At 50.3% G+C, this 22,197-nt stretch carries 23 protein-coding genes; 12 read left to right on the top strand and 11 right to left on the bottom strand.

The annotated features are described in order from the left end of the window. The first annotated feature begins 260 nt into the window (after positions 1–260). Complete coding sequence (locus P0Y67_RS01590; protein WP_342390454.1) at positions 261–1,226, top strand: ABC transporter substrate-binding protein; 966 nt, start codon at positions 261–263, stop codon at positions 1,224–1,226. On the opposite strand, the gene P0Y67_RS01585 is transcribed toward P0Y67_RS01590, so the two are convergent. After that, positions 1,188–2,021 carry a hypothetical protein gene (locus tag P0Y67_RS01585; protein WP_342390453.1) on the bottom strand — a complete coding sequence of 278 codons (834 nt, stop codon included), beginning with the start codon at positions 2,019–2,021 and terminating at the stop codon, positions 1,188–1,190. The genes P0Y67_RS01590 and P0Y67_RS01585 overlap by 39 nt on opposite strands. Before the next feature lie 715 nt (positions 2,022–2,736). On the opposite strand from P0Y67_RS01585, the gene P0Y67_RS01580 reads away from it, so the two are divergent. Continuing rightward, complete coding sequence (locus P0Y67_RS01580; RefSeq protein WP_342390452.1) at positions 2,737–3,603, top strand: hypothetical protein; 867 nt, start codon at positions 2,737–2,739, stop codon at positions 3,601–3,603. Positions 3,604–3,669: 66 nt separating this feature from the next. Then, positions 3,670–5,655 carry a HEAT repeat domain-containing protein gene (locus P0Y67_RS01575; protein WP_342390451.1) on the top strand — a complete coding sequence of 662 codons (1,986 nt, stop codon included), beginning with the start codon at positions 3,670–3,672 and terminating at the stop codon, positions 5,653–5,655. Between the two features lie 125 nt (positions 5,656–5,780). Here the strand turns inward: P0Y67_RS01575 and P0Y67_RS01570 are convergent, their stop codons facing one another. Together P0Y67_RS01570 and P0Y67_RS01565 are read right to left on the bottom strand one after the other, a co-directional pair. Beyond that, the gene (locus tag P0Y67_RS01570; RefSeq protein ID WP_342390450.1) at positions 5,781–6,125 is read right to left on the bottom strand and encodes a metalloregulator ArsR/SmtB family transcription factor; all 345 of its coding nucleotides are present in this window, start codon (positions 6,123–6,125) and stop codon (positions 5,781–5,783) included. A gap of 100 nt (positions 6,126–6,225) precedes the next feature. After that, entirely contained in the window at positions 6,226–6,597 is a 372-nt protein-coding gene (locus P0Y67_RS01565; protein ID WP_342390449.1) for a hypothetical protein, read from the bottom strand. 194 nt (positions 6,598–6,791) lie between these two features. Between P0Y67_RS01565 and P0Y67_RS01560 the strand changes: the two genes are divergently transcribed. The 5 genes from P0Y67_RS01560 to phoU all read left to right on the top strand — a co-directional run bounded on the left by P0Y67_RS01560 (position 6,792) and on the right by phoU (position 11,230). Next, on the top strand, positions 6,792–7,784 hold the full coding sequence (locus tag P0Y67_RS01560) for a PstS family phosphate ABC transporter substrate-binding protein (protein ID WP_342390448.1): 993 nt from the start codon (positions 6,792–6,794) through the stop codon (positions 7,782–7,784). A gap of 62 nt (positions 7,785–7,846) precedes the next feature. Further along, positions 7,847–8,773, top strand: coding sequence for a phosphate ABC transporter permease subunit PstC (gene pstC, locus P0Y67_RS01555; protein ID WP_342390447.1), 927 nt, complete (start codon positions 7,847–7,849; stop codon positions 8,771–8,773). Continuing rightward, positions 8,773–9,690, top strand: coding sequence for a phosphate ABC transporter permease PstA (gene pstA / locus P0Y67_RS01550; RefSeq protein WP_342390446.1), 918 nt, complete (start codon positions 8,773–8,775; stop codon positions 9,688–9,690). Before pstC ends, pstA begins: the two co-directional genes overlap by 1 nt. A 14-nt stretch (positions 9,691–9,704) precedes the next feature. Continuing rightward, positions 9,705–10,565: a phosphate ABC transporter ATP-binding protein PstB gene (pstB, locus tag P0Y67_RS01545; RefSeq protein WP_342390445.1), complete on the top strand. Its 861-nt coding sequence runs from the start codon at positions 9,705–9,707 to the stop codon at positions 10,563–10,565. Positions 10,566–10,573: 8 nt separating this feature from the next. Continuing rightward, on the top strand, positions 10,574–11,230 hold the full coding sequence (gene phoU, locus P0Y67_RS01540; protein WP_342390444.1) for a phosphate signaling complex protein PhoU: 657 nt from the start codon (positions 10,574–10,576) through the stop codon (positions 11,228–11,230). Between the two features lie 71 nt (positions 11,231–11,301). Here phoU and arsB read toward each other — a convergent pair whose 3' ends face one another. The 3 genes from arsB to P0Y67_RS01525 all read right to left on the bottom strand — a co-directional run bounded on the left by arsB (position 11,302) and on the right by P0Y67_RS01525 (position 13,485). Further along, positions 11,302–12,363 carry an ACR3 family arsenite efflux transporter gene (arsB, locus tag P0Y67_RS01535; RefSeq protein WP_342390443.1) on the bottom strand — a complete coding sequence of 354 codons (1,062 nt, stop codon included), beginning with the start codon at positions 12,361–12,363 and terminating at the stop codon, positions 11,302–11,304. 17 nt (positions 12,364–12,380) lie between these two features. After that, entirely contained in the window at positions 12,381–12,752 is a 372-nt protein-coding gene (locus P0Y67_RS01530; protein WP_342390442.1) for a metalloregulator ArsR/SmtB family transcription factor, read from the bottom strand. Positions 12,753–12,816: 64 nt separating this feature from the next. Continuing rightward, positions 12,817–13,485 carry a glutathione S-transferase family protein gene (locus P0Y67_RS01525; protein WP_342390441.1) on the bottom strand — a complete coding sequence of 223 codons (669 nt, stop codon included), beginning with the start codon at positions 13,483–13,485 and terminating at the stop codon, positions 12,817–12,819. 121 nt (positions 13,486–13,606) lie between these two features. On the opposite strand from P0Y67_RS01525, the gene P0Y67_RS01520 reads away from it, so the two are divergent. Then, complete coding sequence (locus P0Y67_RS01520) at positions 13,607–14,581, top strand: helix-turn-helix transcriptional regulator (RefSeq protein ID WP_342390440.1); 975 nt, start codon at positions 13,607–13,609, stop codon at positions 14,579–14,581. A 98-nt stretch (positions 14,582–14,679) separates the two neighbouring features. Here the strand turns inward: P0Y67_RS01520 and P0Y67_RS01515 are convergent, their stop codons facing one another. Then, entirely contained in the window at positions 14,680–15,453 is a 774-nt protein-coding gene (locus P0Y67_RS01515; protein ID WP_342390439.1) for an SDR family oxidoreductase, read from the bottom strand. Between the two features lie 122 nt (positions 15,454–15,575). On the opposite strand from P0Y67_RS01515, the gene P0Y67_RS01510 reads away from it, so the two are divergent. After that, positions 15,576–16,514: a LysR family transcriptional regulator gene (locus P0Y67_RS01510; RefSeq protein WP_342390438.1), complete on the top strand. Its 939-nt coding sequence runs from the start codon at positions 15,576–15,578 to the stop codon at positions 16,512–16,514. On the opposite strand, the gene P0Y67_RS01505 is transcribed toward P0Y67_RS01510, so the two are convergent. After that, on the bottom strand, positions 16,506–17,399 hold the full coding sequence (locus P0Y67_RS01505; protein ID WP_342390437.1) for a LysR family transcriptional regulator: 894 nt from the start codon (positions 17,397–17,399) through the stop codon (positions 16,506–16,508). The two genes, P0Y67_RS01510 and P0Y67_RS01505, sit on opposite strands and share 9 nt — an antisense overlap. A gap of 152 nt (positions 17,400–17,551) precedes the next feature. Here P0Y67_RS01505 and ampC point away from each other — a divergent pair, with 152 nt between their 5' ends. Further along, positions 17,552–18,724: a class C beta-lactamase gene (gene ampC / locus P0Y67_RS01500; protein WP_446728785.1), complete on the top strand. Its 1,173-nt coding sequence runs from the start codon at positions 17,552–17,554 to the stop codon at positions 18,722–18,724. Positions 18,725–18,871: 147 nt separating this feature from the next. Here the strand turns inward: ampC and P0Y67_RS01495 are convergent, their stop codons facing one another. Beyond that, positions 18,872–19,111: a hypothetical protein gene (locus tag P0Y67_RS01495; RefSeq protein ID WP_342390436.1), complete on the bottom strand. Its 240-nt coding sequence runs from the start codon at positions 19,109–19,111 to the stop codon at positions 18,872–18,874. Between the two features lie 78 nt (positions 19,112–19,189). Between P0Y67_RS01495 and P0Y67_RS01490 the strand changes: the two genes are divergently transcribed. Further along, on the top strand, positions 19,190–20,068 hold the full coding sequence (locus tag P0Y67_RS01490; protein WP_342390435.1) for a LysR family transcriptional regulator: 879 nt from the start codon (positions 19,190–19,192) through the stop codon (positions 20,066–20,068). Positions 20,069–20,233: 165 nt separating this feature from the next. Here the strand turns inward: P0Y67_RS01490 and P0Y67_RS01485 are convergent, their stop codons facing one another. After that, entirely contained in the window at positions 20,234–20,653 is a 420-nt protein-coding gene (locus P0Y67_RS01485; protein WP_342390434.1) for a hypothetical protein, read from the bottom strand. A 178-nt stretch (positions 20,654–20,831) separates the two neighbouring features. Next, positions 20,832–22,196, bottom strand: coding sequence for a TrkH family potassium uptake protein (locus P0Y67_RS01480; protein WP_342390433.1), 1,365 nt, complete (start codon positions 22,194–22,196; stop codon positions 20,832–20,834). Position 22,197: the final 1 nt, after the last annotated feature.

The raw sequence follows: 22,197 nt of genomic DNA, 5'->3' as shown, positions 1-22,197 counted from the left end.
GGTAAACCTAGCTAAGATGAGGTGAAATTCAATGTGTTAGCGCAAGCATGCCGTAATTTCTTGCTCATTACTGCTGCGTGTTTCTCACTTCGCAACAGAGGTGGACTATGCCAAAGAGGCATTGATCACGGTCCAATCCTGACGGCCAGCTCATCACTCCCCCTTGTACTGCCAACAAAAGCCATTAGAATGGCGCGCAATGAAAAGCACTTCATTATCAAGTAAAAGTAAAATTTTTCTCTGACTTTTAAGGGAGTACCATGTCACTGTTGGGATATTTGCGCTGGATGACCTTTTCTCTTTTCCTTTTCACCAGCCCCACAGCTTTTTCTACGACCATCACTGACAGTCTTGGGAATCCGTTTACCCAGGACACACCACCTCAACGTATTATCACACTGGAATATGCCTTCGCTGATGCACTGGCCGCCATTGATATCAGTCCTGTGGGTATTGCCGATGATAATGATCCGCTCAATCTGCACCCTGCGGTATTGGCGAAGCTGGAAGGTTGGGTATCGGTCGGTGAAAGAGCGACCCCCGATCTTGAACAGATCGCGGCGCTGAAACCGGATTTGATTATCGCCGATGTTAACCGGCATCAGGCGATGTATACCGCGCTCAGCCAGATTGCCCCGACCGTACTGCTGGCATCCCGCGGTGAAACCTATCAGGAGAACCTTGACGTTGCCCTGAAGATTGGCGATATCGCAGGCCATCCGGAGCTCATGCAGGCGCGGATCCTGCAACACAAAAACACCATGCAGGGTGCGGCAGACGCGCTCAGCCGCTTTCACGGCCACAGCGTGCTTTTCGCTGTGGCATCCGAAAATGGCTTATATGCCTATTCCGGGGCCGCCTACCCTGGCGGCGTATTGAAAGCGCTCAAACTGACGGTGCCCGAGAAAGTCGGCGAAGAAGACAGAGCGCTGAGACAGCTGACTTTTGACGATATCGCCAGCATGAATCCCGACATTCTGCTTTCCGGCAACATGGCACCTGACAGTATTCTTGCTCAGTGGCAGCAGCAGCCAGCCTGGCAATCGCTGAAGGCCGTGTCCAGCGGGCAGCTCATTGGTGTCGACGGCAATCACTGGGCCAACTGCCGCGGCATGCTGGCTTCTGAAGCCATGGCAGACAATCTGCAGCAAGCCTTGGCGGTGACGCCAGCGCCGCCATCCGAAGTCTTACCAAGCGAGCGGGATCTCGGCATAGAGCCGGAATAAGACATTCTCGTCCCAGGGCAGGATAGGCGCTTTACCCTGGACACGGTAAGGCGCCAGATTATAGCGGGTGTATGACACCGAGACATTCAGGCTGTTCATAACGGGATGAACAACCGGATAGTGGATCGCCAGAAAAAGTCGATTTTCCAGCCAGTTATCCTGATCGCGCCACTGCTGCCAGTATCCGTCCCAGCTGAGTGCCGTTTTGACCGAGCGCTGAAAAAACAGCTTCCAGGCTAATGCGTCACTGCTGCGTTGCAGCGCTTCCCGGCTATAACCTCTGGCCTCAGGGACATCGTCATCGAATTCCAGCCCGTAGTAGCCGCCGCCCATCGCCAGCCCGACAGCGTCAGCCTGGCGCTGATAATCCAATACGATCCCCAATTGTGCCTGCAGCGCCTCTTCCACGCCGGACACCGTATTCTGAAGCCAGCTGACCTCTGCCTGCCAACCGAGGGTTACGCCAGCGTGGTCCAGGCTAACGATGGGCTGGGAGAGCGAGCCGTTTGCCATAACCCAGAAAGGGTCATGATCAGGGTCCAGCTGATCAATATCGTTATCATAATGCGCGATGATCCCGGTTTGCCCGCTCAGGTTCGCCGCACCGGCATAAAACAGGCCGAGGCCAAGGTTAACGCCCAGGGTATCTGAGTCTGCCTCGGCAACCCGGGTATCATGCAATCCTGCTGAGGCAACTGTGCGCCATGCCGCGTGAGTCGCAGGCGCAGTAATACATACCGGCACTAAGGCCAGTAAGGCCCACTGAGCTCTGACACTACGCCCGATACCTGTCATTTGTCTGCATACCAGCGACACAATATTGACAGTGTAGTGGCTTACTGGTGACTCAGTCGTTGCAATAGTTAGCCATAGGGGAAATACCCGTTACCAGGGAAAATATCAGGCATCAGATAAATAGCGACAAAAGAAAAAAGCTATTAGCACGACGTTAATTTCTGGTAATTTCCGCCTCCGCCTGATGACACACTGATTTAAATCGCTATTTTTATTTTCCAGCAATATATTAGGTATCGCTAAAACAGAATAAACAAACCCATTCGGCTATTGTTAATGGCAAGCTTATATCAGCCTAACACCAATCACCTTTCGTTAGCATTCATCACAAGGCATCAACCGGCGTTTCATTTGACTCACTTTGTTCACATCAACGGCATTCAGATAAAAATTATGCGCGAACGAAAATTAGATAGACTTTATTTTTTCATTTTGATAATTTCAATGACAGAATAAAAAACAGCGCTCAATACGCTGCAACATCAACAAAGTAAAATAGAAACCCCTTTATTAGATCAGGTAAATATACATATCCGGCGAATAGTTCATTTATTTGTCACAAACACTATCAGTCAGATAATTACAGCATTAGATAATAATAAATTAGCGGAAACATACTTTTTCATTTTTCACTGTTTAAAGGTATCCACCACGTTCGTGTATTTCAGTAAAACCTCAAGATGCGTTAACACTCCTCTTTTATAAGGAAACCTTTATGGCCAAATTTAAGCAATTAGCGCTCATCGCTTTACCCTTATTCAGCCTGACTCCGGTTGCTCACGCCTCATTGTATGGCGACTGTATTGCCTCTGGTGAGGCGCTTGTCGACGCCCGCTTCGGCGGCTCCTACACCAAAGATGTGGATGATTCCTCACAGGATCTGGCCTCTTCTACCATCAAAGGCTACCTGAACGTACAAGGCCGCAGCAGCTGCCTGCGTGTTGAAGGTGTGGCCGGTATTGATGGCAAATTACTGAATAATGATATTCAGGTGGCGTCTGTCACCGCGGGGGCCACGGCAACCAATACCGCGCAATTCGGTGTTGACGGGCGCGTCAATGTCATGGGGACCGATATCCTTTCTCAGGAATACACGATGTCCGCTGAAGAAGGGCCATCACTGAAGAAAGACCTGCCGATCCTGCCGATTCCGGATCTGGGCCTGTATGCGGGTATCCCGCTGGGACCTGTCATTCTGGATGTCGGTGTCGGTGTAAGAACCAAGCTCAACGTGGCACTGGAAGCGGGTTATGACAACCTGGCACTGACTGCCAAAGCCGTGCCCAGTGCCGATGTGACAGGATTCACTGAAGCCTCCGCCCGCATTTTGCTCAATAAAATCTCTCTCGGCGGTGAAGTGTCCATTATCTCGGATGATCTGGCCTTTGAAACCTATGGTCGCTGGGATGCGCCGCAAAACGGCTTTGCGTTTGGTTACGGCATTACCAACACCGCCAACCTGGCCGGTGGCAATATCTACGGCTCAGTGAACGATAAGTACAAACTGACCATCTATGAATGGCCTGGCTACACCTTTGAGAAAACGTTAGCGGAAGGAAGCACTTTCCTGCCCGTTCAATAATCTCAGCGCCCTTCCTCCCCGCATCCAAAGTGCGGGGAGCATCTCTGTGTCATGAGTCAATATTCTATGAAGAACAAATTACTTTTTATTCTGGTGCTGGTCAGCTGCGTAGCCGCAGGCGCCGCGCTGTTTCATCGTTCAGGCTCGCCCACTTCCGCCCTGGCTGACCATGAATCCGCTTCTGCCTCAGCCCTGCCACCCGCCACGCAAACAGGCACGAACAGCAATACGCCGGCTTTTCAGGACACCGGCACGCCGTCTCCACACACTGACAACACCGCCTCCGAGACATTTGCCAAACACGTCTTTGCGCTGCAATACAGTGCCGATATCGCTTTTTCAGCCCCTGGCACTACCGTCGAGCAAACGATCCGTTTTGATATTAGCGGCGACATGATCCAGTACCGGCAAATCCGCGATGATCACATCTATAAACTGATCAGAATACCGTCACCGGACATTACAGCCGTGGTCAATCAGCAGGCCAATCCCGAGATTGTGGCGGCAATTCGTCAGCAGGTACAGGAAGGCGTAGAGTTCATCAGCTCCCCGGAAGGAGAGATCCTGGAAGTCTACCTGTCGCAGCCTCATCCGTCGCTGAAGTCCATGGAAACGATCGCCTTCATGATGCAGCACATTATTCCGGAAACGGTCAGCGGCAACGCGCAATGGCAACGCTCCGAACAGGATTACAACGGCGAGTTCACCGCTTTCTACAGCCTGCAGCCGGACACAGCGCCGACGCCGGCAACCGACAGTTACGCCTTATTCAAGCGTCGTGAACTGCAAAAATCCGTCTATGATCAGGCGAGTGGAGATCAGGCCCGCGGACTGGCAAACCAGCTCAAGCCTGTCTACTCCTTCAGTCATCAGGCCCGCTGGGATCAACACAACCGAATGCTGCAATCGCTGTCTGTCGATGAAAGCGTCGAGCATCTGCTCAACGGCCAGCCGCTGGCAAGCAGTAACAACCGCCTGGTTCTGAACCTGACGTCATGGACTCAGGGCATCAGCCAGAGCGAACTAGCCCTGATCCAACAGGTTCAATCGCAGCGTCAGATCGAGTTAACCGCCGCTGAGGTGTTTCTCTCCAACGGGGGCAAAGCCAGTCAACGTACAGGGGCTCAAGGAGAAGAGACTGCCGAACAGCAAAAGTCAGATCAGAACGCTCAGGGTATCAACACTTCTGCGGAAGAGGCTTATCAGGAAATCAAAGATCTTTATGATGCCATGCTGTCGCTGGACGGCCTGGAAAGGGTCAAAGCAGAAAGTCAGCTGAGCGCGCTGCTGCAGAACTTTGCCCGCACCTATCCCGGCGAGCTGGATCTGCTGACCGATGATCTGGCCAAGTTTGGCACTCATGAGCCAGGGTTCAGCCTGTATCTGAGTGCACTGAGTACGGTGGCCAGCCATGCTTCGCAACAAGCTATGCTGACCACACTGAATGCCCGGATGAACGAGAATCAGGCAGCAGCCTCAATCATGGCGTCGCTGGCGCTGTCGCCGCAGGGCAATACGCAAACCTTTGAACGCTTCTCCAATATGGTCGGCAACAGCCCGCTGGCGGCGTCGATGCCAGCCAATGTCGATCTGGCCAAAAGTGCCATGGTTCAGCGTATGGGCGTGGAAGATAGCACCACAGCCAACGCTTATGTCTCTGATCAATTGCGGGAACTCAAGTCTGCGGCCGATACCTCAGCAACCCTTCATCATCTGACCGTGCTGGGCAATATGGGGCAATACCTGAGCTACGAGGATTTGCAAACGTATACCGAACAATCCAATACCGACGTTCGTCAGCGGGCCACCCATGCCCTGCGCTTTGTCCCCGGCTCGGATGCCACCGACTATTTGTTGCAGACGCTCAAAGATGACGCGAATACCGCCACCCGCGAAGTGGCCGCCAATTCTCTCAGTTACCGCGCGCTGGACAACACGACGCTGGATCAGCTCCGGCAGCAGATTGAGACTGAATCCAGCCAGCAGATCAAAGACAGATTGCAGGGTATAGTTGATAAGTACGCGCAAGATCAGAGTGAAACAGCTCAGTAGCTCTCAATACCAGTAGATCACAATATCAGTCACTCCTGATATCAGTCGCTCTCGGTATCAACCAGAGAGCGACTGATCCCAGCCTGCTGCGTGTAGTGGCAAAGCAACAAGCTTTTCTTTTGCCACTACACACAGCAGGCTGGACGGGATTTCATAGCCCGCAGCCGTTCGATATCCTGTTGGTATTGCCCCTTCAGACAGTTAGAGTCAACCAGCCCCTGAATTTGCTTTTTCATCCAGCCCGGCAGGTTGTCAGAAAGACGGTAAAACACCCATTGCCCCTGCCTGATATCGGTGACCACACCACTGGAACGCAGCATCGCAAGGTGACGCGAGACTTTTGGCTGACTGTGCTGCAAAGATTCTGTCAGCTCTGCCACACACACCTGCTCCTCGCGCGAAATGATCAGCAGACAGCGAACCCGGGTTTCATCGGACAGTAATTTAAAAAACTGATGGGGCAATAGCATGGGGCACCTCATAGTCGGAGAGGCGGATATCTTACGTTCAACACCACCAAGGTCAATGCTGAAGGCGCCGCTTCATCAAACATTCACAAAAAAGATCAGATTAACTGCCATACAGAAAACGGCTGATGAAGAAGTCGGCCTGTTGCTTTAAATGCACTGTGGCTTCTGAGCTGGCTTCAACTTCCCAATACACGTGCCGACACCGAGCAATCACTGGCAGCTGAGATCGATACGAGGCGTAATTGATATCGATGACATAATCAAATGGTTTGGCCAGGCTATGGGTGGGCTCTACCGCGATGCAATCGTAGTAGCCCAGCTCTTCCAGGCTGTGATCACTGCCCGATGCGTCATCCGTTGCATAGTAACAGACCTGATAGTAGCCACCGGCGAGTCTGTTCAGTAACTCTCCGGCAATCATTGCCATAGCCACACTGGGGTATCCCAGAATAATCACTGTTTTCTTATTCATAGCCACAGCTCAGGTTTATCTGGATCTCAGAAAAATGGGGGCATGACAAAGAAGCCGCAAGCCTTGAAATTCAAAATACAGACTTACATCCACATAGCCATATATACAAATAAATCTTCATTTAATTGTCACAAAGAGCTTGTAGCTTTTATTGAGTAATCAAACCAATGCCAAATCAAACGGAGTGAAATGTCATGAACATCACCCTTCCAACTGTTTTGCTAGGTACTTGTATTGCCACTCTTGCTACCAGTGCACACGCACGTGAACTGGTTAAAATCGATGGTTCGAGCACGGTTTTCCCTATCGCCGAAGCCATGGCAGAAGAATTTCAGATAGAGGAAAAAGGAAAAACCATGGTGACTGTGGGTATCTCTGGTACCGGCGGTGGCTTTAAAAAATTCTGCCGCGGAGAGACAGACATCTCGAATGCATCTCGCCCGATTAAAGACTCAGAGCGTAAGATTTGTGCTGAGAATGGCATCGAATTTATCGAACTGCCTGCTGCATTAGATGCACTTACCATAGTGATCAATCCCAATAATGACTGGGTGACACACCTCAACATTGAAGATCTGAAAAAAGCCTGGGAGCCGGCGGCTCAGGGAAAAATTACCAGCTGGAAGCAAGTCAACGCCTCTTTCCCGGATCGCCCGTTAAAACTCTTCGGCCCGGGTACAGACTCCGGCACCTATGACTATTTTGTTGAAGCGGTTGTGGAAGGTAAATCCAGCCGCGGCGACTACACCGCCAGTGAAGATGACAATGTCATTGTTCAGGGGGTCGCCAATGACGTCAATGCCCTGGGTTTCTTTGGTCTGGCCTACTATGAAGAAAACAAAAACAAACTCAAAGCAGCGCCCATCTCCTGGAATGGCAGCAAAGCCGTTTCACCCAGCGTAGAAACGGCTAAAAACGGAACTTACCAGCCGCTTTCCCGCCCTATTTTCATCTACGTCAACAAGCAGTCTGCTGACAATAAACCGCATGTAGAGCGTTTCGTTAACTTCTTTATGAGTGAAGAACATGCGCCGCAACTGGTGAAAGAAGTGGGCTATGTACCACTGCCAGAAAAGGCGTATAAGCTGGCTCAGGACAACTTCAAAGCCCGCCGTACCGGCAGTGTGTTCCATGGTGCTGAAGTCGGTATTGGGATTGAAGAGCTGCTTGCCCGTACCCCCAAATAATTCACATCAATTCACAGGAGTGGACCTGACAGGTCCGCTCCTTTGTGTTTAAAGGTTGTCGAATGAACCCACTAACTTCCTCTGCGACTCCCGTTTCACAGGCCTTTTTAAGACGAAGGGCATTGTGGAATAACATCAGTCGGTATGTGCTAATGCTGGCAGCGTTAACCTCTGTGCTGGTGACCGTCGGGATTGTTTATGTACTGATTTCAGAATCCCTGCCCTTCTTCCAGCATGTGTCAATCACAGACTTTTTAACCGATACCCAGTGGACACCCATGTTTGAAAACGCCCATTTTGGTGTCATGACGCTGGTTTCAGCCACATTGACAGTGGCCGGCATTGCGCTGGCGGTCGCTATTCCGGCGGGTCTGGGACTGGCTATTTACCTCAGTGAATACGCGAATGACAAAGTGCGTGAAACGGTTAAACCCTTTCTGGAACTGTTAGAAGGTGTTCCGACGGTTGTTTACGGTTTCTTTGCCCTGTTGTTTGTCACCCCATTACTGCAAACCGTCCTGCCCGGATTATCCGGTTTTAACCTGCTTGCGCCCGGGATTGTCATGGGCATCATGATTTTGCCCTATACCGCGTCAGTCAGTGAAGATGCCATGCGTTCAGTTCCCATGCAGTTAAGAGAAGCAGGTTATGCGCTGGGTTATTCACGTTTTCGGGTTGCCACCCATGTTGTGATCCCCGCGGCTTTGTCCGGGATTACCGCCGCCTGCATTCTCGGCATGTCCAGGGCGGTAGGCGAAACCATGGTGGTCGCCATCGCAGCCGGACAAAACCCGCGCTTCGGGTTTGACCCGACAGAAGGCGCGGCCACCATCACTTCATTTATCGTACAAATGGCAATGGGGGATCTGCCACACGGTACTATCGCCTATCAATCGGTGTTTGCGGCAGGCCTGGTGCTTTTCCTGATCACACTGCTGTTCAACATTATTGGTTTCTACCTCCGCCGTCGCTTCAGGGAGGCATACTGATGAGCCAGGTTTTAACACTCAATGCCATCGTCGAACGAAACAAAAGAACCGACTTGATCATTGCCAGTATTGGCATTGCTATTTTATTGATAGCAATGTCGCTTCTGGTCAGCGTTTTTATAGATTTACTGCATTCAGGCTGGCCACGCCTCTTTGACGCCTCTTTTTACACCAACTTTCCTTCACGCCACCCTGAACGGGCAGGCATTTTATCTGCCTGGGTCGGTACCAGTCTGGTGATGCTGGTCACAGCCGCGATTGCCATTCCGTTTGGCGTTGCCGCAGGCCTCTATCTCGAGGAGTATGCACCGAAAAACTGGCTGACGAACATTATCGAAATCAACGTGAGCAACCTGGCCGGTGTCCCTTCCATCATCTACGGTTTACTGGCTTTAGGGCTCTTTATTTACGGCTTTGGTCTGGGCGAAAGCATTCTGACTGCCGGACTGGTACTGGCGCTGCTCATTCTTCCCGTGATCATAGTGGCAACGCGTGAATCTATCCGCAGTATCCCGCAGGAATTGCGCGAAGCCGCTTACGGGCTGGGCGCCGATCAATGGCAAACGGTCCGGCTGTATGTACTGCCTGCCGCCAGACCCGGCATTCTCACCGGCACCATTGTCGGCCTGGCCCGGGCGATTGGGGAAGCCGCGCCAGTTATCACTATAGGTGCACTGACCTTTATCGCTTTTCTCCCTGAGTCCCCTTTTCAGGCAGAGCCGCCATTCATTAATTTTGACTGGCTTTCCAGCCCTTTCACATTAATGCCCATTCAGCTATTTAACTGGGTATCACGTCCTCAGGCCGATTTTCACATCAACGCCGCGGCGACCGGTGTGGTGCTCATGGCAATGACCATACTGATGAACGGTATCGCCATTTATATCCGTTACCGACTGCGTCGTAACCTGAAGTGACAGAGAGGTTTTTTATGTTCAAGCAAGTGATATCGTCAGTGACCCCTAAGTCAGATTCTCCCCAGACCGCTGACCGCCAGCAGCCTGGTGCTTCCGCGCAATCGACGCAGACCCCGGATCCATTACGGGCCGAAGTCAGGAATCTGCAATTTTGGTACGGCGGTAAAGTCCAGGCCCTGAAAGGAGTCAGCCTGCCGATTGCGGATAAAAAGATTACCGCCCTTATCGGTCCATCCGGTTGTGGTAAGAGCACGTTGCTGAGATGCATTAACCGGATGCACGATCTCTATCCGGGCAACCGCTACGAAGGGGAGATTATTCTCCATCCAGACGGTCACAACCTGATCACCATGGCTCCCGAGCTGGTGCGACTGACTGTAGGAATGGTGTTCCAGAAACCGAATCCGTTTCCCAAATCCATTTATGAAAATGTCGTGGCGGGTCTGCGCATCCGCGGTATACGCAATAAAGCGGAATTAGAAGAAAGAGCCGAATACTCTCTGCGCAGCGCCGCATTGTGGGATGAAGTCAAAGACAGATTACACACTTCTGCCTACGGTCTTTCCGGGGGGCAGCAGCAACGGCTGTGTATCGCTCGGGCGCTGGCCCCCAAACCGGACTTACTGCTGCTTGACGAACCCACCTCGGCGCTTGATCCCATCGCTACCGCCAAAATCGAAGACTTGCTCAGTGATTTGCACAAAGAGATCACTGTCGTGATAGTTACCCATAACATGCAGCAAGCCGCCCGAATATCACATTATACGGCTTACATGCACATGGGTGAGATGGTGGAATTCTCTGAAACCAGCAAGCTGTTCAGTGCACCGGAGAATGAAAAAACCCGAGACTATATCACCGGCCGGTTTGGTTAAGGAAAATGATGACAGCACATACGTTAAAAGCCTTTGACAGAGACTTGGCACAGATTCAGCGCCAGATAAACGAGCTGGGCAACATTGTCCTGCATGAGCTGGAGCAAGCACTGGTGATCTTTGATGCGCCAGACCCTCAACTTGCCCAAGATGTTATTGAAAACGATCGTCTGGCCAATGAATACATGGCAAATATTGAGTTTCACGGTGCGCAAGTGCTGGCCAGGCAGCATGCAGTTGCCGACGATCTGCGCTTTATTCTGTGTTCAATGCGGATGGCGTCCCATCTTGAGCGAGTGGGTGATTACGCTAAATCCATGGCAGTCAAATCCGGCCACTTCAAGCGTCGGCTTGATCATGATCTGAACCATCAGTTTCATGCGATGCACACCCAGATCGTTGCCATGCTGAAAAATGTGTTGGAAGCCTACAATAACCGCAATGTTATCCAGGCCGATGTGGTCTGGGAGGGTGATGAAACCTTAGACGCCACGTATAAAAGCCTTTATACCGCTTTAATTGATGGCTTCAGTGATATCGACAGCAACACACAGGAGCAGGTCGATTTGTTATTCATTGCCAAAGGGCTGGAGAGAGCCGGGGATCACATCAGTGATATCGCCAGAGATGTCCACTTCATGGTCAAAGGTGCCATTCACCGGTAAATTCCACCATTAAATATCGGACTCACGCTGAGTGATTAAGCGTGAGTCCGATGCTTGAAACGCAACCAGACCTAATAATACTTACGCTTCATTTTCAGCGCGACATTCACCAAGGCAATCAGAACCGGCACTTCCACTAACGGGCCAATCACACCGACAAAAGCCTGATCAGAATTCAGACCAAAAACCGCAATCGACACCGCGATAGCCAGCTCAAAGTTATTGCCGGATGAGGTAAAAGCAATCGAGGTGTTCTGATCGTAAGGTAAGCCCATTTTTTTGCCGATAAAGAAACTGGCAAAAAACATGATCAGGAAATAAATCACCAGCGGTATCGCTACCCGTACTACATCCATTGGCAGTTCGATGAGCATTTCGCCTTTCAGGCTGAACATCAGCACTATGGTCGCCAGCAAAGCAATTAGGGTGATCGGTGAAATGCGCGGAATAAAGACCTGGTTGTACCAATCCTCACCCTTGGCGGCGACCAGCCATTTACGGCTCAGAAAGCCCGCAAGGAAAGGGATACCAAGATAAATCAACACACTCTCAGCGATGTCGATAATGGTAATATCAACCGCAAATCCCTGCAGCCCGAACAGTGGCGGCAGTACCGTAATAAACAGCCAGGCCATTAAGCTGTAGGTCAAAATCTGAAAAGCACTGTTCAGGGCAACCAGGGTGGCCCCGTACTCTTTGTTACCACCACTGATATCATTCCACACCAGCACCATGGCAATGCAACGTGCCAGACCAATCAAAATCAGCCCGACCATGTATCCCGGCTGATCACGCAGGAAAATCACCGCGAGTGAAAACATCAGAACCGGGCCGACAATCCAGTTCATGATCAGCGACAGAGTGATGGCGCGCTTATCCCGGGTCACCTCGCCCAGCAGGCTGTAATTCACCTTCGCCAGCGGCGGGTACATCATCAGAATCAGGCCAATCGCCAGCGGAATATTGGTGCTTCCCACTGACATCGATTCATTCCATTGCGCCACCCCGGGAAAGGTCACTCCCAGACCGACACCTACCGCCATGGCTAAGAAAATCCAGACGGTTAAATACCTGTCCAGAAAATTCATTTTATGCGATACAGACTCATCCGCGCAGGCTGGTATATTTGTCATGTTTTTCATTCCCGATATCAGTTAGAAACGCGGCTGTTGGTGCCACTCAGGTATTGTGCTTTCTCATTTTCACACTGACTGTCATGAAGTTTGCTCAGCTCTCTGACAACCAGCGCTTCATTGTTTTCCAGTGTGTGAGTCAAAATCTCTTGCATCCATGCAGGGAGTTCGTCATTCAGCCGGTAATAGACCCATTTGCCACGACGTTGATCTGTCACCAGGCCATTTTTCCTGAGTTCCGCCAGATGGCGCGACACTTTAGGCTGACTCAGATCCAGCGATGACATCAGATCGCACACGCATAACTCGCCCTTAGACACCAACAATAACAATGATTTAAGCCGAGTTTCCTCGGCCAGTGATTTGTAAAACGTTAATGCATCACACATGGCTTTTTCATATATGAAATTTCGAATATGAAAAAGTCTATTGGCTTGCGCACCCTAAGTCAATTCAGTTTGAAGCCTTCTGAGCCAAACGTTCAGCGTCATGATCAGCCGCCAGTCTGGTATCCAGTTCTGTGGCATACGCAAAACAGGGCCGTGTGGTGACCCGCGCCAGGTATTGCATAATCACAGGATCTGGCTCAACCGATCCAAATGCGGTGCAATATTTCAGTGCGGTTGCCCATAACAGATCAGCCGCCGTCAAACGCTCTCCCAGCAAATAAGGGCCTGCCCTGAGTTGCTCAATGAGTATCCCGAGCACAGTGTCGTAGTCTCCGTAAGGGCTGACCTTTTGCTCATTGGGCACCCACCCCATGGCTTTGTCGCAGACGGCAGGTTCAAAGCAGGCTGAGTAATAGAGCATCCAACGCAAATAGGGACCACGCAGCGGATCGCTCAGGCCGGGAGCCAGGCCGCCGGAGGAAAATAAGTCAGCCAGATACAAATAGATTGCCACCTGATCAGTAATCAAGGCACCGTCATCAAGTAAAGCCGGCACCTTACCCAGCGGGTTAACCGCCAGATAGGCCGGTTGTCTGTTCTCCTCCACCTGCATATTCAGCACATGCAGTTTAAAAGGCACATTCAGCTCGTTAAGCAGTATCAGAACGCTGGACGAGCGCGTATGCGGTGAATGGAAGAGTACCAGTTCGTTACCCATTGCTTTATCGGACATTGTTATTTCCTGTTGTTGTTATCAGTCCGGGTCACTATATTGGCCATACCTGTCAGATTTTGTCAGGTTTCAACACTATCCTGACTCTTTGTGATTGCTTTCTTTAACGGTGGAAAAGCTGATGCGCGCCAGTCGACTCCTGACCATTCTGATGACACTGCAATCCCGCGATCTGGTCAGCGCGGCAGAGCTCGCCCGCGATTGTCAGGTTTCTGTCCGCAGTATCTACCGCGACATCGACAGCCTGAGTGCGCTGGGTATCCCTGTATACAGCGAACAGGGCGTCAATGGGGGTTACCGGTTGCTGGAAGGCTACCGAACACAGCTCAATGGTTTCTCTAAACAGGAAATCGAAACACTTTTCATGCTCGGTTTGTCCGGGCCGATGCAGGAACTGGGACTCGCGCCCGCCATGTCGGAAGCCAGACTGAAGTTACTGGCTGCCATTCCGGTCAGTCTCCGCACTCACGCCGAACGATTTCAGTCCAGTTTTCTACTGGATACCCCAGGCTGGTTTACAGAAAAGGAAACCGTTGGCGACCTGCCGCAGCTGTTCAACGCAATCTGGCAGAAAAACCAGATCAAGTTTGATTATCAAAGCTGGCGTGGCAGCAGCCAGCGGGTCGTGAATCCGCTGGGTATGGTGTTAAAGGCTGGCACCTGGTATTTGGTGGCTCAGTCTCAGATGCAGGTCAAAACTTACCGGGTTGCCCGCATTCAGGATCTGAGTATCCTGAATCACTCTTTTGAATCACCGGTGCCCTTTGACTTATCCGCATACTGGCAGCAAAGCACCCGCCAGATGGAGACTGAACTCTACCCCTACACAGCAGAGATCAAACTCACCGCCATAGGGCTCAAGATGTTACATAGCCTGAGTCCCCCTTATGTCCGGCAACACACACAAATTACTCACACAGATAATACGGGCTGGACAAGCGTCACCTTACCCTCAGGCAAAACCGAACAGGCGGTGGTAGAAATGCTGAGATTCGGACCGGAAGTTCAGGTTGTCAGGCCGGAGGCATTACGTCAGGCAATGAAAGACGTCATAGAAGAGATGGGGCGATATTATGGCGAGTCACGCACTGAATGATTGGAATAACATGCCGGGTTGTTCTGACCTCTTCTCTGTTGCCAGGCCAGATAAACAGCGGGCTTGATTTTCCGAGCTTGCCCGCTGCCGGTCATGGTTTATTTCGTGGTATAGCCACCATTGACCAAAATCGTCTGACCTGTCATCCACCACCCGTCTGAGACCATGAATACGATCCAGGGAGCGATATCGTCGATATCAGTCAGACCGGTTTTTGAGAATGGCGAAAGTGCCGCAGCCGTTTTATGGTATTCAACCGCTTCTTTCTCTTCTGCCGGATAAAAGAAAGGCGTATCCATCGGACCAGGACCGATCGCCGTTACTGAAATTCCTCTCGCCCCAAACTCTTTCGACGCCGAGCGGGTAAAGTGCTCAACAGGGGCTTTCAAACCTTCATAAGCCGCATAGAAAGGCGTATAAGCACCAAGCAGTGACGTAACAATCGTGCAGATTTTGCCGTTGTCGTTCACATGCTTTCCTGCTTCTTTAAGGAAGAAAAAGGCCGTTTTCACATTGACTGCGCAAGATTGATCAAAAACAGCTTCAGTCACCTCCATGATCGGTTGTTTCACAACCATACCTACAGTATTAATTGCAATGTCAGGCCGCCCCACGGAAGCAACAACATCGCTGAACAGTTTCTCCATTGCCGCCGCCTTGGTTAAATCGGCCTGAAACGCGACGGCCTCGGCGCCGGTAGCCCGGACTGCCGCAACGGTTTCCTCTGCAGCAGCTTGGGTCGCATCGCTGTTATAGTGAATCGCCACAGCTTTCGCGCCTTGCCGGGCAAATTCGCGAGCCAGTAATCCTCCCAGGTTTTTGGCCCCGCCTGCAATCAGCACAACTTTACCTTCAATACTATTTCTAGACATGCTCTCTCTCCCTATATCCATTTTCTTAACAGCACTGAGTGACTATAGTGAGTGTTCTACACTAGATAAATCCGAATTCCTGACAGAACCTGTCAGCGTTTACGAACAATGGCAGAGACAAGATGGACAGAATCCAGCAAATAGAAGTTTTTATTCAGGTCTTGGAAAGTGGCAGTTTCACCAGAGCTGCGGAAGCGTTAAATATGCCCAGATCGACGGTTTCAACTGTGATACAAACATTAGAAAACCGGCTGGGTGTTCAGTTATTACACCGTACCACACGCAAACTGACGCCAACTCAGGACGGGCTTCGCTATCTGGACACAGCCAGCCATGTTGTGCAGACATTTAACGCTTCGGAGCGAATGTTTCATACTGCCCCCCATCAGGTACAAGGACGACTGCGTATCGACATGCCCAGCCGGATTGCCCGCCGTATCGTGATCCCTGCTCTCCCTGATTTTTTATCCCGATATCCCAAGATTAATATCGAACTCAGCATGAAAGACCGGCTGGCTGATCTGGTGGCTGAAGGGGTTGATTGTGTTATCCGGGTCGGTGAATTATCCGACTCAGAGCTGATCTGCAAAAAACTCGGCGATCTGGCAATCATTTACTGCGCCAGTCCGGCGTACTTAGCTAAATTTGGCATGCCGGAAAACATTGAAGCCTTAAGTCAGCACCATCTCATCCATTACGCCATCCAGATGCCAGCCCAGCAGGCATGTCTTGAATACCATTCAGATGGGGAAACCGTCTCGGTGCCCATGCAAAGCCGGGTCACGGTCGACAATGCAGAAGCCTATATCGCCAGCGCCATAGCTGGCATAGGCATTATTGAAATCCCGAAATATGATGTACTGCATTTATTAGAAAACAATACATTGCAGGAAGTCTTGCCCGACTACCAACCCAGCCCCATCCCGCTTTCGTTCCTGTATCCGAGCCGGAAAAACCTCTCTTTACGGGTAAACGTGTTTCAGGAATGGATCAGCCAGCTGCTGGCGGAAGCCTGTCTGATCAGCGAAAAAACTCAAGCCCGGCATCGCTGCTCATACTGAGGTGCTGCTCGCTTCATTGGCACAGGCGAGCAACCACTGTTTAAAATTAATCTGCGCCTGACTCTCTTTCTGCGCATGCAGCTTGGTGAGCCAGTAAGACCCCTTATGCAGATAAATATCAAACGGCTGCACCAGCTTTTCTTCCATCAACAGCCTTTCAAACATGACAGGTGGAGCCAGTGCCACACCATAGCCCTGAATAGCCGTTTCGATCATGGCGATTGAAGAATCAAACACTATGGCACTCAGTTTTGCTTTCGGCACTGCCACTTTGGCTTCGTTCAGCCACAGTTGCCATTCATCGGGTTGATAGGATCGCAACAAGGTGTAGTTCAACACATCTCTCGGTGAGGACAATGCCTGGCCGATTCCCGGCGGACACAGAACAGTAAACGGCGCGGGAAAAAGCTCAGTCGCCTCCGTGGCATGCCAGCTGCCTTTCCCGAAACGGATCAGATAATCCAGCCCTTCCGCCACCGGATCGGCCGTGTTGTTATTGGTCGAGATGCGCAGGTCAATCAGGGGATACCGCGCCTGAAAATCAGCAATTCGGGGAAGCAGCCAGTTCACCGCGAATGTACCGACCACACCCACAGTGACCACTTCCCGATGAATGCCCTGCGCCAGCATGTCCAGCACATCAGACAGATTATCAAACGCCCCTTGCACCACAGGCAGCAGCAGCATGCCTTCTTCCGATAAATTTAAACCCCGGGACTGGCGTATAAATAAAGATACGCCCAGCTGAGACTCCAGCATTTTCACCTGCTGACTGACAGCAGCCTGAGTGACACACAGTTCGACCGCCGCCTTGGTAAAATTCAGATGTTTTGCCGACACTAAGAAAGCACGAATCGCGTTCAGCGGCAGGTGAGTAATATTCATTCCTGTGACCTCAGGCTATCTGACCCTAGATTTTCTTATTGCTCTTATTAGATTTCGCACATTGTGCATCAAATTGACTCACTTTACTATCCGCCCTGTCTCCATGGGGTTTCGATAATCAACATTCACCTTATACTCATTAAGAAGTCACAATGAAAAGCATTATCTGCAATACTAGATCATTGATTTTATTTGCCTCATTCCTAGCCTCAGCCGCTTCGCCAGTCCATGGCCAAACAGCCGGCAAGGAGGAAACGCTCAGAAAGACTGTGGATCAGCAAGCTGAACGATTAATGGAAACCTACCAGATTCCGGGTATAACCTTTGGTATCACGATCAAGGGCGAAACCTATTACTATAACTATGGTCTGGCAGATGTTCAGCGACAGCAGCCCGTGTCGGAGAACACTATTTTTGAACTGGGTTCGGTCAGTAAAACCTTTGCCGCGACACTGGCCAGCTATGCCCGGCAGCAAGGAAAACTATCGTTCGATGATCAGGTATCGAAGTATTTACCTGCGCTAAAAGGCAGTGCGATTGGAAACACGCCGTTAATTCAGTTAGCCACTTATTCCGCAGGAGGATTGCCGCTTCAGTTTCCTGACAGCGTCACGAACCACGCGAGCATGCTGAACTATTACCGCGATTGGCAACCTGCCTTTCCGGCGGGCACTCACAGGCTGTATTCTAATCCGAGCATTGGCCTGTTTGGCTATATTGCCGCTCAGAGTCTGGGAGATGCCTACCCGGCGCTGATAGAAAACCTCGTCCTGCCGGAACTTGGGATGTCCAGCACCTTTGTCAATGTGCCGGAAGCCAAGATGCACGACTACGCCTTTGGTTACAACGCCGCAGGCGACGCTGTCAGAGTCACCCCCGGCGTTCTGGATGCCGAAGCCTACGGCGTTAAATCGACCAGTGCAGATATGGTGCGCTATATCGAAGCCAATATCGGGACAGCATCTGTCCGGCCTCTGATGAAGCAAGCGCTGGCAAATACCAAGACAGGTTATTATCAAGCCAGCCCCCTGACGCAAGGGCTGGGCTGGGAAATGTATGCGTATCCGGTGACGCTGGACACCTTGCTTGCGGGTAATTCCACCGAGACCATTCTCAACCCGATGCCCATTGATGCAATCGCATCACCCAAGCCTCTGTCAGAGCACATCTGGGTGAACAAAACAGGCTCAACCGGCGGCTTCGGCGCTTATGTGGCGTATGTCCCTGCCGAGCAAACCGGCATAGTGATTCTGGCCAACAAGAATTACCCCAACGACGAACGCATCAAAGCGGCCTATGCGATTTTGAATGCTGCCCTGAAATAGTTCGCCAACGCTTTCATGTCGATTTCCGTGTGCTCCGCTGTCAGTCAATCCGACAGGGAGCACACTGATTTCTTCTTTACTGCTGGCGTAAGCGATAAATCGCAACTTCTGCCATATTTTTATGGATTCAGGCATACATCCCAAAAACTAACAGACCAATACCTTTTTTTGCTGAAATGCAGTGGAAACATCCTTCCATTCATAACGATGTTGGTAACACGCTCTAGCATTCTCTGCGTTGTTTGCCTCAATTAATACTGGCGCTAATACAAACCCCTGCCTGAATAAACTCAAGATGATATCCGATGCGCTTTCCGCATGGATCTCTTCAAAAACCAGCACATCTTCTTTTACCAGCACACAATATTGCATATTAAACCCATTCATCAGTGTTCGATATCAGAATTATCTACGTTTATGCTATAGTGCATAGTGATTTTATTTTAATGGCGATAACTTAAAGTTATGAAGGTTAATCCAAAACATTTACGCTCTATTGAAATCCTTGCAAGAGTGAAGAACTTCAGGGTTGCATCACAGATACTTTGTATTTCTCAACCCGCACTGTCAAAACAGATTAAAAATTTTGAAGATACCTATGAGATTGAAATGTTTGTCAGAGATAGCCAGGGTGTGGTCCTGTCAGATACAGGTAAACTCGTCATTGATGAAATCACAGCGTTAAATCGGCATATTAAGAAAACAGATGAATTAATATCCAGCATCTCGCAGAATAACCTGACACCTTTATCTATTGGTTTTGGTAAATCAAGTAATGATTTCCTGCCGGTTTTTATTCGTGACTTCCAGAAAAAACAAAGTAATATTTCTATTTCCCTGTCAGATATATGCTCACAAGATCAAGAAGATCAATTGCTTTCAGGTTCCTTAGATATTGGCTTCATGAGAAAACCAGCCTCGCAGTCACTCAGCAGCATTCGTGTTTCAAGTGATGAATTTGTTCTAGCTGTTTCAAAAAACCAATATATCAATGACAATATTGACTACTACTTTCAGAAATATAACTTACTGATGATGAGTAATCACAGCAAATCTCAGATCAATTTGAATACTATGGCTCTGTTAAAAAACAGAACATACAAGATCACCAATATTTCAGCAGATTTGCAAACCATTATTACATTGATCTTATCCAATACGGGTGTTGCTATTTTACCGAAAAAATCAATTCTCGGAATTTATGACGCCATTCAATTAATCCCGTTTCAAGAAGAGACAAGTTGGGATATTCATATGGTATGGAATCCAAACAGGCTATCCCGATCGGTCGAGCTTTTCATTGATCACGTCAAAAAACAAATATCAAAACCTGCTTCTGCATAACGCCAGAAGTATATTGCCCTACCTTGTTGAAACTCACTCTATGCATAGTGAACCCTGGCAGTCAGATGGATAGCAGTACTTGAAGCATCAGCCGTACCGCTCATGCTGATGTTCAGGATCACTACCCATCGACAGCAATATACCTTTGGTAGTACTGCCATCAATCTAAGAGGAGGTCTTCTTTTGTACCTCAGCGAGCATAAAGGTTAACTCATCCACTGAGCCGACCGGATAGGACACCATCTCTTCAGCATGGATAGTCTGACCGGTTTGCTCTGAAACAAACCTGGCGAGCTGTTCTGGCTGGATCTGTCCATCTACTGTCCTTAGCCTGTTCAGTTCTTCTTCATTTAAGGTTTTGGCTGTTCCCGGTAAGTAAATCGTGCCGTAATACAAATCCACCCCGAAAGCGATCAACCCGGGCACAACAAACAGGAGCAAGCCCGCCGCATTCAAAACGGCAATAGCCGGATCCACCTGACCGCCCCGCTGGCCTTTTCGTTCCGGGTGTAACAACACACCGCACCCCGACAGCTGAATGGTTAATATCGCCGTCAAACACATCCCCAATGCCTGCTGCTTCATTTGGCCTCCCTACCCCAGTTAGTCCGAAAAATGTGTTGCCGTTTTTTTATGACTGCTAGGTCTAATTATGGCGATAAATGAGCAAGTTGCAGAAAATGTTGGGAATATTTGCCCATCAACGCCTGACCGATGTACTGGCCGGAATGCGTTGACCGCTTCCCGACCAGCACAGATCACACTAGCCGATAGCCAGTCTGGTTTCAGGGTAGCGAATTTTTTTCTTTCTGGGGCTGGCTAAAAAGTATGCCAGCGTCAGCGGGCCTAACCTGCCCATGAACATCATAAAGATAATGATAAATTCCCCTGCAGCGGAAAGATTGCCGGTTAACCCTCTGGACAGGCCCACCGTACCCAGCGCAGACACGGCTTCAAAGACAATATCCAGCATGGGCGCGTTTTCACTGAGCAACAGGGCAAAAATGGCCAGCCAGGTCACGCCGGCAGAGATTAAGGTCAGCGCCAGCGCCTTGCTGATGGTTTCTTTGGTGATTTCGCGTTTAAACACATCCACCGCTTCATCGCGCCGTAAATAGGCGTATGTCGCTAGAATGAGCACGATAAAAGTCACCACTTTGATCCCGCTTGCCGTGCTTAGCGAACCGCCACCAATAAACATCAGCACTAACATAATTGAAGTGGTCGCATCTTCTAACTGATCAATGGCCAGGGTATTGAAACCTGCCGTACGCGGCGTCACCGCCTGAAACCAGGATGCCAGCCACTTGCCGGACTCACTCAAAGGGGCCAGCGTATTCGGGTTATCGTACTCAATCAGATAAATGGCGATTAATGCCAGCAGATTAATGATGACTGTGCCTGAGATCATCATCCGGCTGTACACCGTCAGGCGCGACCAGCAGCGATGGCGCTTGAGATCCATCCAGACCGAAAAGCCCAGGCCACCAATAATGAACAAGCCGGTAATCGTGATATTCACAACAGGATCATCCACATAAGGCATTAAGCTGTCTGCACTTAACGCAAATCCGGCGTTATTGAAGGCGCTGATGGTATAGAAAAACCCGTGAAACAAGCTCGTCTGCCAGCCTAACTCTTCCTGCCAGTACAGGGTTAACACAGTGATACCTATCAGTTCGACGACCAAAGCAAACCACATTACGGATTTGGCGGTGGTGGCCAGCGTCGATGAGTCGGTCTGGTTAAAGGCTTCCCGGGCGACCGTGCGTTCTAAAAAGCCGATTTTCCCCCCCAGCGCAATTAAGGTCACTATCGCAAAGGTCATCAAGCCAAGCCCTCCGCACTGGATAAGCAAGGCAATCACGGTTTGGCCAAACAATGTAAACACTGTGCCCGTGTCGACCACCACCAGCCCGGTGACCGTCACCGCTGATGTTGCAGTGAACAGGCTTTGCACCCAACTGATAGGCTCGTGAGTGGCAATGGGCAGTTTCAGCAGCCCGGCACCAATAAGAATTAACAGTAAAAAGCTGCCACTGAGTATGAAGGGCGGTGCGCCCAGCAGCTTTTTCCCCGCCTTGGGTTTTCGCTCTATGGGAGAGACGGACGGATGCCACAACACCATG

Source organism: Photobacterium sp. SP02, assembly GCF_038519165.1.
GTDB classification, from domain to species: Bacteria; Pseudomonadota; Gammaproteobacteria; order Enterobacterales; family Vibrionaceae; genus Photobacterium; species Photobacterium halotolerans.
The sequence above is the reverse complement of the archived record's forward strand: the minus strand, read 5'-3'. Positions and strand labels throughout refer to the sequence as shown.

Excerpts from the sequence above, each read along its gene's own strand:
- P0Y67_RS01590 (WP_342390454.1), top strand. The coding sequence starts at position 261 with ATGTCACTGTTGGGATATTTGCGCTGGATGACCTTTTCTCTTTTCCTT.
- P0Y67_RS01585 (WP_342390453.1), bottom strand. The coding sequence starts at position 2,021 with ATGACAGGTATCGGGCGTAGTGTCAGAGCTCAGTGGGCCTTACTGGCC.
- P0Y67_RS01580 (WP_342390452.1), top strand. The coding sequence starts at position 2,737 with ATGGCCAAATTTAAGCAATTAGCGCTCATCGCTTTACCCTTATTCAGC.
- P0Y67_RS01575 (WP_342390451.1), top strand. The coding sequence starts at position 3,670 with ATGAAGAACAAATTACTTTTTATTCTGGTGCTGGTCAGCTGCGTAGCC.
- P0Y67_RS01570 (WP_342390450.1), bottom strand. The coding sequence starts at position 6,125 with ATGCTATTGCCCCATCAGTTTTTTAAATTACTGTCCGATGAAACCCGG.
- P0Y67_RS01565 (WP_342390449.1), bottom strand. The coding sequence starts at position 6,597 with ATGAATAAGAAAACAGTGATTATTCTGGGATACCCCAGTGTGGCTATG.
- P0Y67_RS01560 (WP_342390448.1), top strand. The coding sequence starts at position 6,792 with ATGAACATCACCCTTCCAACTGTTTTGCTAGGTACTTGTATTGCCACT.
- pstC (WP_342390447.1), top strand. The coding sequence starts at position 7,847 with ATGAACCCACTAACTTCCTCTGCGACTCCCGTTTCACAGGCCTTTTTA.
- pstA (WP_342390446.1), top strand. The coding sequence starts at position 8,773 with ATGAGCCAGGTTTTAACACTCAATGCCATCGTCGAACGAAACAAAAGA.
- pstB (WP_342390445.1), top strand. The coding sequence starts at position 9,705 with ATGTTCAAGCAAGTGATATCGTCAGTGACCCCTAAGTCAGATTCTCCC.
- phoU (WP_342390444.1), top strand. The coding sequence starts at position 10,574 with ATGACAGCACATACGTTAAAAGCCTTTGACAGAGACTTGGCACAGATT.
- arsB (WP_342390443.1), bottom strand. The coding sequence starts at position 12,363 with ATGACAAATATACCAGCCTGCGCGGATGAGTCTGTATCGCATAAAATG.
- P0Y67_RS01530 (WP_342390442.1), bottom strand. The coding sequence starts at position 12,752 with ATGTGTGATGCATTAACGTTTTACAAATCACTGGCCGAGGAAACTCGG.
- P0Y67_RS01525 (WP_342390441.1), bottom strand. The coding sequence starts at position 13,485 with ATGTCCGATAAAGCAATGGGTAACGAACTGGTACTCTTCCATTCACCG.
- P0Y67_RS01520 (WP_342390440.1), top strand. The coding sequence starts at position 13,607 with ATGCGCGCCAGTCGACTCCTGACCATTCTGATGACACTGCAATCCCGC.
- P0Y67_RS01515 (WP_342390439.1), bottom strand. The coding sequence starts at position 15,453 with ATGTCTAGAAATAGTATTGAAGGTAAAGTTGTGCTGATTGCAGGCGGG.
- P0Y67_RS01510 (WP_342390438.1), top strand. The coding sequence starts at position 15,576 with ATGGACAGAATCCAGCAAATAGAAGTTTTTATTCAGGTCTTGGAAAGT.
- P0Y67_RS01505 (WP_342390437.1), bottom strand. The coding sequence starts at position 17,399 with ATGAATATTACTCACCTGCCGCTGAACGCGATTCGTGCTTTCTTAGTG.
- ampC (WP_446728785.1), top strand. The coding sequence starts at position 17,552 with ATGAAAAGCATTATCTGCAATACTAGATCATTGATTTTATTTGCCTCA.
- P0Y67_RS01495 (WP_342390436.1), bottom strand. The coding sequence starts at position 19,111 with ATGAATGGGTTTAATATGCAATATTGTGTGCTGGTAAAAGAAGATGTG.
- P0Y67_RS01490 (WP_342390435.1), top strand. The coding sequence starts at position 19,190 with ATGAAGGTTAATCCAAAACATTTACGCTCTATTGAAATCCTTGCAAGA.
- P0Y67_RS01485 (WP_342390434.1), bottom strand. The coding sequence starts at position 20,653 with ATGAAGCAGCAGGCATTGGGGATGTGTTTGACGGCGATATTAACCATT.
- P0Y67_RS01480 (WP_342390433.1), bottom strand. The coding sequence starts at position 22,196 with ATGGTGTTGTGGCATCCGTCCGTCTCTCCCATAGAGCGAAAACCCAAG.